Origin of the sequence: Actinophytocola sp., from assembly GCF_036002505.1 — a bacterium.
In the GTDB taxonomy this organism is placed as follows: Bacteria; Actinomycetota; Actinomycetes; order Mycobacteriales; family Pseudonocardiaceae; genus DASYTH01.
This window is the reverse complement of record NZ_DASYTH010000079.1, coordinates 18486-29559: the sequence shown is the minus strand read 5'-3', so window position 1 is coordinate 29559 and position 11074 is coordinate 18486. Positions and strand designations below refer to the sequence as shown.

Sequence of the window (11074 nt, the reverse complement as noted above, 5' to 3'; positions counted from 1 at the left end):
GTGCACCCGCACCTCGAGGTGAAGGTCGTCGACCCGGAGACCGGGTTGACCGTGGCCCGCGGCACGCCCGGGGAGTTCTGCACCCGTGGCTACTCGGTCATGCTCGGTTACTGGGAGCAGCCGGACAAGACGGTCGAGGCCATCGACGCCGCGCGGTGGATGCATACCGGTGATCTCGCGGTGATGGACGACGAGGGCTACCTCAACATCACCGGGCGGATCAAGGACATGGTGATCCGCGGCGGGGAGAACATCTACCCGCGGGAGATCGAGGAGTTCCTCTACACCCACCCGGACATCCTGGACGCGCAGGTGGTCGGCGTGCCGGACCAGCGCTACGGCGAGGAGCTGATGGCCTGGGTGCGGTTGCGCGAGGGCGCCGAGCCGCTCACCGCCGAGGCGCTGAAGGCGTTCTGCACGGGGAAACTCGCGCACTACAAGATTCCGCGCTACGTGCACGTGGTCGACGAGTTCCCGATGACGGTCACCGGCAAGATCCGCAAGGTGGAGATGCGGCAGGCGGCCGTCGAGCTGCTCGTACTACAGAACGTGGCCGCGACGCGACACGCGTGAACCGGGTCCAACGGCCCATTGTCCACTGGCGACGGACGGCGCAGCATCAATGGGCTGCGCCGCTGGACGGACGGCGGCGCCCGGCTGCGAGGAGTGCGCATGCTGAGCAAAGCGATGACCACCACGATGCTCCCGGTCACCGACATGGACCGGGCCAGCGAGTTCTACGAGACCAAGCTCGGGCTGCACCACCGGGCCACCGGCGTGGACGGCAGCCGGATCTTCGACGCGGGCAACGGCGACGCGATCGGGCTGCTGCCGGCCGAAGCCGGTGCGCAGACCAAGCACACCGTGCTGAGCTTCGAGGTCGCCGACATCGAGGCGGAGATCCGCGACCTGGAGAACCGCGGGGTGCGCTTCGAGGACTACGACCTGCCGGAGTTCAAGACCGTTGACCACATCGCCACCATGGGCGGCGAGCGGGCCGCCTGGTTCTGTGACACCGAAGGCAACATCCTGTGCATTCATGAGGTGACCAACGGCGGGTAGGTGGCATAGGCTAAGAGAACGCGTCCTGGGTACGCCTAGGGCGCGTTCGTTGTGCGGACTGAGGAACGGTGAGGGCTGTGCCGACCGGCAAGGTCAAGTGGTACGACTCGGAGAAGGGCTTCGGGTTCGTCACGCAGGACGGTGGCGAGGACGTGTACGTCCGCTCCTCCGCCCTGCCTCCGGGCATACCAGGGCTCAAGGCTGGTCAGCGGATCGAGTTCGGGGTCGCCGACGGGCGCCGCGGACCGCAGGCGCTGTCCGTCCGGCTGCTCGACCCGCCGCCGTCCGTCGTCGAGGCCCGCCGCCGCCCGGCCGAGGAACTGCACGGCCTGGTCGAGGACATGATCAAACTGCTCGAGGCGAAGGTCATGCCGGATCTTCGGCGCGGCCGCTACCCGGACCGCAAGACCACCAAGATGATCGCCGAGGTGGTCCGCGGCGTGGCCCGGGAGCTCGACCCCTAGCTGGACTCGACCCGCAGCGACCACACCGCGCGCGCCAGCAGCTGGATGTCGCCGGCCGCGGCGGCCGGATCCTGTTTGGCACCAGCCTGTTTGACCTCGACGGTCTGTAGTTGGGCGCCTGCGTCCGGTAGCGCGACGGTGTAGTCGTGGCTCTCGTTGGGCACGAAGGTGGCCACGGTCTGCGGCTCCTTCTGCTCGCCGGCCGCGGTCTTGTACTCGACCGCCACCGACCACGGCGACTCGGCCACCTCGCCGGGGACCGTGATGCGGACCTGCTTGCCGGCGGCGATGCGCAGGGTGGCCGGCGCCTTGTCGTCCTTGTCGCACTTGGTGACCATGACGTCGCAGTGCAGGAAGGGGCGGGCGGACACGGAGTTGCCGTCGACGGAGAATGTGACCTCGGGGAGCGGCGGTGGGGGCGGGTCGGAGCAGGCGGTGAGCACCAGGGCGGCGGCGAGTGCGATGAATGACGCATTCAGTGCACCAGACGCAGTGAATGGGGCATTCATGGCACTTCGGCCTGCGGGGTCGGGCGGGGCCGGATCGGGCGGTTGCCGCCGAGCCCGGGGATGAGCGTGGCGCCCTGCCGGGACACGATCGTCTGCGCCAGCCCGAACGCCAGCACCACCGAGATCACCAGGAAGCCGACCCAGTACGTCGGTGGCAGCAGCAACCCGATCGCGCCACCGAACACCCAGGTCAGCTGCAATGCGGTCTCGGAGCGGCCGAACGCCGAGGCCCGGGACTCCTCCGGCACGTCGTCCTGGATCACCGCGTCCAAGCTGTTCTTCGCCAGCGCGCTCGCGGTCGCGCCGACCAGGCCGACCAGCGCGGCCGTGCCGACGCCAGGCGCCACCGTGGCCACCAGCGTCGCGCACAGCGTGCCGACCACGCAGCTGATCACCACCGTCTCCGGATGCCCGACGTGCATGCGCGCACCGATCGCGTTGCCGGCGAAGCTGCCCACCCCAGCCGCCCCCGCGATCAGGCCGAGCAGCATGAGCTGGGTGAACGCGGCGCCCTCGTGCTGGGCCCGCACCGCGAACGCGGCGAACATCATCAGGAAGCCGGTCAGCACCCGGATCGTCGCGTTGCCGGCGAGCGTGACGACCACGTTGCGGCCCAAGGGTTGTCGCTTCGCCTTGTCCGGGCGGGCGAGGATGGACGTCGGCACCTCGCCCTCGGTGTCCTCCACCCAGTTCGGGATCCGCATCGCCTGCACCGCGCCGGCCAGGCAGATGATCACGGTGAGCCAGAGCGCGCCGGGCGAGTCGAAGATCTTCGCGAACAGCGCCGCCACCGCGCCGGCCACCAGCCCGGCGAGCAGGCCGAACACGGTCAGCCGGGCGTTCGTCTTGGCCAGCGTGATCTCGGAGGGCAGGACGCGGGGGGTGATCGCGGCCTTGAGCACCGTGAACGACTTGGACAGCACCATCTTCCCCAGCGCGCCAGGGTAGAGCAGCCAGGTGTCGAAGTTCGTCGCCATCAGCACGCACATCAGCGCCTGGCCGGCGGCGGACACGCACATGGCCAGCCGCCGCCCGCGCTGGATCCGGTCCAGCATGGGCCCGATCACCGGGGCGATCAGGGCGAACGGAGCCACGGTGATCAGCAGGTAGAGCGCCACCTTGCCCTTGCTGGAGTCGGCGCTGGTGGGGGCGAAGAACAGCACGTTGGCCAGCGCCACGGCCATGGCGGCGTCGCTGGCGTAGTTGAGCATCGTGGCGTAGGTGAGCGCGGTGAGGCCGGACTTGTCGGCGCCGTCCGCGCGGGTGGCACGGCGGAAAGCGTGCATGGCCTGGCTGGTGAGCTGCCGGCTGCGCAGCGCCGCGACCCGGGTGACGGTGAGCTTCTTCGGGTAGTACGGCGCGCCGCCGGGACCCGGTCCGGGTTGCGGGTGACCCGGTGCAGGCGGTGCCTGGTGGTAGGCGGCGTCGACGTCGCCGTAGGTCTCGACGTCCGGCAGCTCGGGCGGCTCGAGGCGCTTGGTGGGTGGCCGCTGCGGCGGGGGCGGCGGCGCAGCGCGGTGCGGTGGCGGCACGTCGCGCCAGTTCCGGGGCGGCGTGCGCTCGGTGGGGAACTGGTGCTGCGGCGCGTGCGGCGGGTTGCGGCGCACCGGCTCGGTCCGCGCGTTCTGATCGTGCGGCGGGATCGCATGGGTCGGCGGCTCCTGCCCCGTCCAACTTCTGCGCTTGCGACCCACAGGTTCCATCCTGCCGTAACCGCTCGGCCCGGCGCAGACAGATACCGTCCACGTTCAGGCGACGACGAACCTCACCCGGAACATCTTCGGCCAGTACTTCCCGGTTACCAGGAACTCGTCGGTGCCGGGGATGGCCGCGATCCCGTTGAGCACGTCGACCTTCGCGCGCTCGGCGGCCGGGAGGAGGCCTTCGAGGTTGATGTCCTGGCTCACCCGGCCGGAGGAGAGGTCGATGCGCACGATGGTGTCGGTCTGCCAGACGTTGGCGAACACGGCGCCGCCCGCGCACTCCAGCTCGTTGATCTGATCGAGGGGGCGGCCGGCGTAGGTGACGTGCAGCTCGCCGGTCGGCTGGAAGGACTGCGGGTCGCGGAAGGTCAGCCGGTCGGAGCCGTTGCTCATGACCAGCCGGTTGGCCGCGGAGTCGTGGCAGAGGCCCCAGCCCTGGCCCTGGTAGCTGACCCGGCGCAGCTCCCGGAGGGTGGCCCGATCCCGTTGGATCGCAACGCCTTCGGTGTAGGTGAGCTGCCAGAGCGTCGGGCCGACCACGGTGATGCCCTCGCCGAACAGGTCGGGAAGCGCCGTCTGCTGCTGAACCGCCCCGGTGGCCGGGTCGACGGTGCGGATCGTGGAGCGGCCGGCGAGCCCGGTGCCCTCGTAGAGCCGGCCGTCGGCGAGCTCCAGGCCCTCGGTGAACGCGCCGCGGTCGTGCGGTATCTCCTGCTTGACCTCCGCGCGCATCCGTTGCGGCGCTTCGCCTTGGTCGCTGGTGGCGGCGCTCGCGCAGGCGGCGAGGAGAGCCGCGCAGACGGTTACCGGCACCAGGGTCGTCATACCCACGGTGCCATGTTGCACAATCGTGCGTGATGAACTCCACGCCCGTACCCGAAGTTTCGGATCCCGTCATGCGGCAGCTCGCTGATGCGGTGGAGCTGGCGTACGCGGCGGCGCAGCAGGAGGCGGGCGAGGAGGAGGTCGGCGAGCACGCCGGGTTCACCGTCGAGCAGGGCGGCGCGGTCACCCACCTCTTCGAGGCCAACCGCACCGGTTACCGGGGTTGGCGATGGGCCGTCACGGTGGCGTGTGCCGGTTCGGAAACCCCGGTGACGGTCAGCGAGGTCGTCCTGGTGCCCGGCCCGGACGCGCTGGTGGCGCCGGACTGGGTGCCGTGGCAGGAGCGGGTGCAGGCCGGCGACCTCGGCGTCGGCGACCTGATGCCGACCGCGCCGGACGACCCGCGGCTGGTGCCCGGGTATGTGCAGTCCGACGACTCCGCGGTCGAGGAGGCCGCGCTGGAGCTCGGCCTCGGCCGCGCGCGGGTGATGTCCCGGCCGGCCCGCCTGGATGCCGCCGCCCGCTGGAAGGACGGCGAGTTCGGGCCGCGCTCCGACATGGCCCGCGGCGCCCCCGGCCGGTGCGGCACCTGCGGGTTCTACCTGCCGCTCGACGGTTCCCTGCGCGCCGCGTTCGGTGTGTGCGGCAACGAGATCGCCCCCGCCGACGGGCACCTGGTGCACGCCGAGTACGGCTGCGGCGCCCACTCCGAGGCCGAGGTGGAGCAGGTCTCCCCGGTTCTCGTCGCCGACCTCATCTACGACGACAACGCCCTCCTCGACCTCGACCTCGTCGAACGCCCCTCCGCGCCCGAGCCGGCACCTGCGGAGTTATCGGCTACCGGTGATCAGCTCGAGGCGAGCGTCACCGAGGTCGAGCCGCAGGTCGAGGAACCCGAAATCCCGGAAGGCCAGCCTGAGCCCGAGGACGTCGAGCCGGTAGCCGAAGTCGAGACGGTGGTTGACGGGCCCGGGCCCGGGCCCGCGACCGAGGAGGAAGTCCCGGCCGAACCTGAGGCTCTTGTCGAGCAGCCGGCGCCGCGGTCCTTCGTGTGGCCGGAGCATCTGCGGCCCGGAAGTCGTGGGTCGGTGTCCGGGGCCGAGCCCAGCGCCACCGAGGCTGAGCCGGCGGGCGGTGAAGGGGCCGGGCCGCGGGCCGAGGAGACGGGGCTGTGGTGGTGGAGGCCGCCTTCGGAGGGGTGAGCGGCGACCCGTTCGGGACCGCGGGGCTGCGGGAGTCGGTGCTGGTGGGGTGGCGCGGCTCGCCGACGCGGTTTCGCGAGGATGGGAACGCCGAGGAGGACCTTTTCCTGGGCAGTTACCGGGACCGGTTGCTGGTAGAGCTCGCCCAGAACGCGACGGATGCGGCGCTGGCCGGGGGAGTGCCCGGGGTTTTGCGGCTTTCCGTTGTGGATGGGGAGTTGCGGGCGGCCAACACCGGGGCACCGCTGGACGCCGAAGGGGTGGCGGCGCTGGCCTCGCTGCGGGCGTCGGCGAAGCGGGACGGGCGCGAGGTCGGGCGGTTCGGGGTCGGGTTCGCGGCGGTGCTTACGGTCACCGACGCGCCGCGGGTGGTGTCGGCGTCGGGTGGGGTGGAGTTCTCGGCGGAGCGGACCCGGGACGTGATCGCGGAAGTGCCCGAGCTGGCCGCGCGGGCTGCGGAGCGGGACGGGCGGGTGCCGGTGCTGCGACTCGTCTGGCCGGTCGGGCCGGACGAACCGGCGGTGCCGCAGGGTTTTGACACCGAGGTGCGGCTGCCGCTGCGGTCCGATGTGGATGGTGCGGCGCTGTTCGCCGGGTTCGCCGGCCAGGCCGAGGACCTGCTGCTGTCGCTGACCGGGCTGGCGCGGGTGGAGATCGACGGGATCGGGGTCTGGTCGCACGCCGAGGACCAGGGCCGGGTCGAATTGCGGGGCCCCTCCGGGACGACCTCGTGGCTGGTGTGCCGGCAGGGTGGACTGCTGCCGGAGGAGGCGACCGCACGGCTTGGGGTGGAGGCGCGGCAGCGTCCTGAGTGGACGGTGACCTGGGCGGTGCCGGTCGGGGCGGACGGATCACCACGGCCGCTGGACGCCGACGTGCTGCATGCGCCGACGCCGACCGATGAGCGGATGTCGTTGCCGGCGCGGTTGATCGCCACGTTGCCGATCGAGCCGACGCGGCGGCGGGTGGCGCCGGGGCCGGCGGCGGAGGCTGTCTTCAGCGCGGCCGCGCAGGGGTATGTCGAGCTGGTGACCCGGCTGGAGCCGGGCCGGCGCACGGCGTTGGTGCCGCGCGCGGACTTCCCGCTGTCCGAAGTGGACGACACGGTCCGGGAGCTGGTGATCGGCGAGCTGCGGCGGGCGCGCTGGTTGCCGGCCGCCGGTGACGGGGCGGACCTGGCGCCGGCCCGGGCCACGGTGCTCGACCTGCCGGGGGAGGAGCTGGCCGACCTGGTCGCAGGTGTGCTGCCTGGTGTCGTCGACGGTGAGCTGGCCGGCCCGGAGCATGCCAAAGCCCTTGCCGTGCTGGGAGTTTCCCGGATGAGCACGGGTGCGCTGGTGGCGGCGGTGACCGGGATCGACCGGCCGCCGGCATGGTGGCACCGGCTGTACTCGGCGCTGGGTCCGGTGGCCGAGGTGGATGCCACCGTCCGGGCGGAGCTCGGCGGGCTGCCGGTGCCGCTGGTCGACGGCCGCACGCTGCCCGGTCCGCGCGGCGTGTTGCTGGTGGACGAGCACATCGACCGGCTGTCCACTGTAGACGGACTCCGGGTCGTGCACCCCGAGGCGGCGCATCCGTTGCTGGAGCGGCTGGGTGCGCGCCGGGGCGGGCCGGCGGATCTGCTGGACTCGGAGCCGTTGCGGGACGCGGTGGAGCGCAGCCTGGACGACGCCGAGTCCGGTGTGGACGTTTCCGGGCTGGTCGACGTGGTGCTGCGGCTGATCGGCGAGGTCGGCGAAGGGCGGCCATGGCTCGGGGCGCTGGCGCTGCCGGACGAGGTCGGGGACTGGCGCCGGGCGGACGAGTTGGCGCTGCCGGGCTCGGCGTTCCTGGACGTGCTGGCCGGGGACTCGCCGATCGGCGTGCTCGCCGAGGAGACCGCGAAGGCCTGGCCGGCGAGCGTGCTCACCGCGGCCGGCGTGCTGGACTCGTTCACCGTCGTGGACGACGAGGATGCCACCGGGCCCGACCACGACCTGCCCGGCGAGGCCGACTGGTGGGACGCGTTGGCCGAGCCGCCGACCCGGGTCCTCGCCATCCGCGACCTCGACCAGGTCGACGACGAGGCCTGGCCGCGGGCCCTGCGGCTGCTGGCCGGCGAACCCGGCACCTGGCGCGCGCTGCACCACCCGCACGGCCACACCGCCTGGTGGCTCGGCCGCAACGCGCTCCTCGCCGGGGCGACGCCGGGTGAGTGGCGGCTCCCGGGTGCGGCGGAGCTGGCCGGGCTCTACGACCCGGTGCCGGACCTCGGCCTCGACGAGAAGCTGCTCACCGCGATCGGCGTGCTGGGCGCTCTGGACGCCGCCGACCCCGAGGATCTCCTTGACCGGCTTGGGGATCCGGACCGGGAGGTGAGCCCGGGCGTGGTCCTGCGGGCGCACGCAGCGCTGGCCGCGACCGACCCGGACGATGTGGAGCCGCCGGAATGGGTCCGCACCATCGACGGGCAGGTGCACCGGGCCGAGGACTGCGTGGTGCTCGACGCGCCGTGGCTGCTCGGGGTTCTCCAGGACGGCTGCGTGGTGTCCGCAGGCGACGACTTCCTACTGGCCGCGCCGCTCGCCGAGGTGCTCGACCTGCCGCTCGCCAGCAGCACCACAGAGTCCATTGTGGATAATGCGGGCGAGTTCGTGAGCTGGGCCGAACTCGGTGCCGTGGTCGCCGCGTGCGACCTGCTCGGTGTGCCGGTCCCGGCCGGCGGGGTGCTCGTGCACGACGAGCTGCCCGGCGCGCAGTGGTGGGTCGACGCGGCCGGCGTGCACGTTGAGGACTCCGCGCCCGCGCTGGCCCGGGCGCTGGCCTGGGTCACCGACACCTGGCCGGACCGGCACACCTTCGCCGCGCTCATCGACGAGCCGGAAGCGCGCACTCAGCTGGGGTAACCAAGGTGCGATGAAGGGGGCCTTCCTCACGCCCGGTGCGAGAAAGGCCCCCTTCATCGCACCTCTCTACAGGTCGCGCTGGGCACCCCGGGCGCCGCGCCGGGAAGCCGTGCGCTGCCACCACATGATGAGCAGGCCGATGATCCCCAGCGCCACGCCGGAGAGGGCGGTCCACAGCCAGATCGGCGGGCCGAGGTCGAAGCCGTACCGGAAGACGAGCAGCACGCAGAACACCGCGAACCACACCGCGGTGCCGGCGTAGATCAGCGGCGGCAGGGCGAGCAGCCGGGCGGGCAGCGGCGGGGGAGGTGACTTCTGTGTATCGGTTGGTGTTTCGGGTTCCATATCGGACGCCACGTCCGGGAGGCTACCCCGCATGGCTGCTACCACGACCAGGACGGCGACGGCGCGGGGGGCGCTGGACCGGTTCTTCAAGATCAGTGCCCGGGGGTCGACGCCGTCGCGGGAGATCCGCGGCGGGCTGGTCACGTTCGTCACGATGGCCTACATCGTGGTGCTGAACCCGCTGATCATCGGCAGTTTCTCGGCCAGCGACCCGGGTGCGCACAAGGACGCGTTCGGCGCGATCCTGCCCACCGCACAGGTCGCTGCGGTGACCGCGCTGGTGGCCGGGGTGATGACCATCCTCTTCGGACTGGTCGCCAACTACCCGTTCGCGCTGGCCACCGGGCTCGGGCTGAACGCGTTCGTGGCGGTCACGATCGCGCCGCAGATGAGCTGGCCGGCGGCGATGGGCCTGGTCGTGGTGGACGGGCTGGTGGTGCTGGTGCTGGTGGTGACCGGCGTGCGCACCATGGTGTTCAACGCGGTGCCGGCGCCGCTGAAGTCCGCGATCGCGGTGGGCATCGGCCTGTTCATCTGCCTGATCGGGTTGGTGGACGCCGGGTTCGTCCGCCGGCTGCCGGACGCGGCGAACACCACGGTGCCGGTGGGCCTGGGCATCAACGGGTCGATCGCGTCCTGGCCGACGCTGGTGTTCGTGCTCGGGTTGATCATCACCGGGATCCTGGTGGCGAAGCGGGTGAAGGGCGCGATCCTGATCGGGGTGATCGCCGGCGCGGTGATCGCGATCGTGCTCGAGGCGATCGTGAAGGCCGGCCCGTCGCGCGGCACCAACCCGAAGGGCTGGAACCTGCAGTACCCGGCCGCACCGGACCGGATCGCGGACACCCCGGACCTGTCGCTGGTGGGGAACTTCGATTTCGACGCCTGGACGATGGTGCCGGTGATCACCGCGACGCTGCTGGTGTTCAGCCTGGTGCTGACCGACTTCTTCGACACCATCGGCACCATGACCGGGCTGGGCAAGGAGGGCGGCCTGCTCGACCGGGAGGGGCAACTGCCCGGCGTGGGCAAGGCGCTGTTCGTGGACGGGCTCGGCGCGGTCGCCGGCGGCGCGGCCAGCTCCAGTTCGAACACGGTCTACATCGAGTCGGCGTCGGGCATCGCGGAGGGCGCGCGGACGGGCCTGGCGAACGTGGTGACCGGGGTGCTGTTCCTCGGCGCGATGTTCCTCACCCCGCTGTACCAGGTGGTGCCGATCGAGGCGGCCGCGCCGGCGCTGGTGATCGTCGGCGCGCTGATGATGCTGCAGATCAGGGAGATCGACTTCACCGACTTCACCATCGGGCTGCCGGCGTTTCTCACCATCGTGATCATGCCGTTCACGTTCTCGATCACCAACGGCATCGGCGCGGGGTTCGTCAGCTTCGTGCTGCTGCGGACGTTCACCGGGCGGGCCCGCGGCATCCACCCGCTGATGTGGATCGTCGCTGCGGCGTTCGTGGTGTACTTCGCGCTCGGTCCGATCGAGGCGGCGTTCCGCTGAGCTGGCCGGAAACTAGTTAGTGAGGTACGCTAACGATCGTGCGGGAGCCTGAGGGGAACGACCGGCCGCTGGCCAGCCGGCTCCGGCTGGCCGTGATGCGGCTCAACCGCAGGTTCCGCGCGCAGCGGGCGGGCAACACCGTCACGCTCACCCAGTTCTCGGCGCTGTCCACGCTGAAGAAGTGCGGCCCGATGACGCCGGGTGAGCTGGCCGCCAGGGAGGTCGTGCAGCCGCCGTCGATGACGCGCGTGATCGCCGCCCTCGAGGAGGCCGGGTACGTCAGCCGCAAGCCGCACCCGACCGACGGCCGGCAGTCCATCGTGGCGCTGACCGAGTCGGGTCTGGGTCTCGTGCTGGCCGACATCTCGGCCCGGGAGGCGTGGCTGGACAAGCGGCTGGCGGAGCTGACGGAAGCGGAGCGCAGGACGCTCGCCCAGGCAGCGGAGATCATCGAGAAGATCGCGGGGCAACCGGACTGATGACGTGGATGGGTAGACGCCGGGACCGAGCAGGTCGGGACTCCGGGCTACCTGATCCATCTCCTCGAGCCGGGCTCGCCGATTCCTCAACGGACA

Annotated in this window: 11 protein-coding genes; 7 read left to right on the top strand and 4 right to left on the bottom strand. The window is 71.6% G+C overall.

Features of this window, described 5'->3' with window-relative positions; all coding sequences use genetic code 11:
* The 3 genes from VGR06_RS06080 to VGR06_RS06070 all read left to right on the top strand — a co-directional run.
* Positions 1 to 573: AMP-binding enzyme (locus VGR06_RS06080; protein ID WP_327557964.1), on the top strand; the 573-nt coding region annotated here is incomplete at its 5' end.
* A gap of 99 nt (positions 574 to 672) precedes the next feature.
* The gene (locus VGR06_RS06075; RefSeq protein WP_327557963.1) at positions 673 to 1062 is read left to right on the top strand and encodes a VOC family protein; all 390 of its coding nucleotides are present in this window, start codon (positions 673 to 675) and stop codon (positions 1060 to 1062) included.
* Positions 1063 to 1139: 77 nt separating this feature from the next.
* Positions 1140 to 1526 carry a cold-shock protein gene (locus VGR06_RS06070; RefSeq protein WP_327557971.1) on the top strand — a complete coding sequence of 129 codons (387 nt, stop codon included), beginning with the start codon at positions 1140 to 1142 and terminating at the stop codon, positions 1524 to 1526.
* Here VGR06_RS06070 and VGR06_RS06065 read toward each other — a convergent pair.
* The 3 genes from VGR06_RS06065 to VGR06_RS06055 are packed head-to-tail and all read right to left on the bottom strand — an operon-like array spanning position 1523 to position 4563.
* Positions 1523 to 2035 (bottom strand): DUF2771 family protein, encoded by a 513-nt coding sequence (locus VGR06_RS06065; protein WP_327557962.1) that lies wholly within the window; start codon positions 2033 to 2035, stop codon positions 1523 to 1525. The genes VGR06_RS06070 and VGR06_RS06065 overlap by 4 nt on opposite strands.
* Complete coding sequence (locus tag VGR06_RS06060) at positions 2032 to 3738, bottom strand: MFS transporter (protein WP_327557961.1); 1707 nt, start codon at positions 3736 to 3738, stop codon at positions 2032 to 2034. Before VGR06_RS06060 ends, VGR06_RS06065 begins: the two co-directional genes overlap by 4 nt.
* Positions 3739 to 3783: 45 nt before the next feature.
* Complete coding sequence (locus VGR06_RS06055; protein WP_327557970.1) at positions 3784 to 4563, bottom strand: glutaminyl-peptide cyclotransferase; 780 nt, start codon at positions 4561 to 4563, stop codon at positions 3784 to 3786.
* 71 nt (positions 4564 to 4634) lie between these two features.
* On the opposite strand from VGR06_RS06055, the gene VGR06_RS06050 reads away from it, so the two are divergent.
* Together VGR06_RS06050 and VGR06_RS06045 are read left to right on the top strand one after the other, a co-directional pair.
* On the top strand, positions 4635 to 5765 hold the full coding sequence (locus VGR06_RS06050) for a DUF3027 domain-containing protein (protein WP_327557960.1): 1131 nt from the start codon (positions 4635 to 4637) through the stop codon (positions 5763 to 5765).
* On the top strand, positions 5762 to 8650 hold the full coding sequence (locus VGR06_RS06045; protein WP_327557969.1) for a sacsin N-terminal ATP-binding-like domain-containing protein: 2889 nt from the start codon (positions 5762 to 5764) through the stop codon (positions 8648 to 8650). The genes VGR06_RS06050 and VGR06_RS06045 overlap by 4 nt, the downstream gene beginning before the upstream one ends.
* 66 nt (positions 8651 to 8716) lie before the next feature.
* Here VGR06_RS06045 and VGR06_RS06040 read toward each other — a convergent pair whose 3' ends face one another.
* Positions 8717 to 9028 (bottom strand): DUF2530 domain-containing protein, encoded by a 312-nt coding sequence (locus VGR06_RS06040; protein ID WP_327557959.1) that lies wholly within the window; start codon positions 9026 to 9028, stop codon positions 8717 to 8719.
* On the opposite strand from VGR06_RS06040, the gene VGR06_RS06035 reads away from it, so the two are divergent.
* Positions 9027 to 10499 (top strand): NCS2 family permease, encoded by a 1473-nt coding sequence (locus tag VGR06_RS06035; RefSeq protein ID WP_327557958.1) that lies wholly within the window; start codon positions 9027 to 9029, stop codon positions 10497 to 10499. The two genes, VGR06_RS06040 and VGR06_RS06035, sit on opposite strands and share 2 nt — an antisense overlap.
* 95 nt (positions 10500 to 10594) lie before the next feature.
* Positions 10595 to 10978 carry a MarR family transcriptional regulator gene (locus VGR06_RS06030; protein ID WP_327557968.1) on the top strand — a complete coding sequence of 128 codons (384 nt, stop codon included), beginning with the start codon at positions 10595 to 10597 and terminating at the stop codon, positions 10976 to 10978.
* The last annotated feature ends 96 nt before the right edge of the window (positions 10979 to 11074 follow it).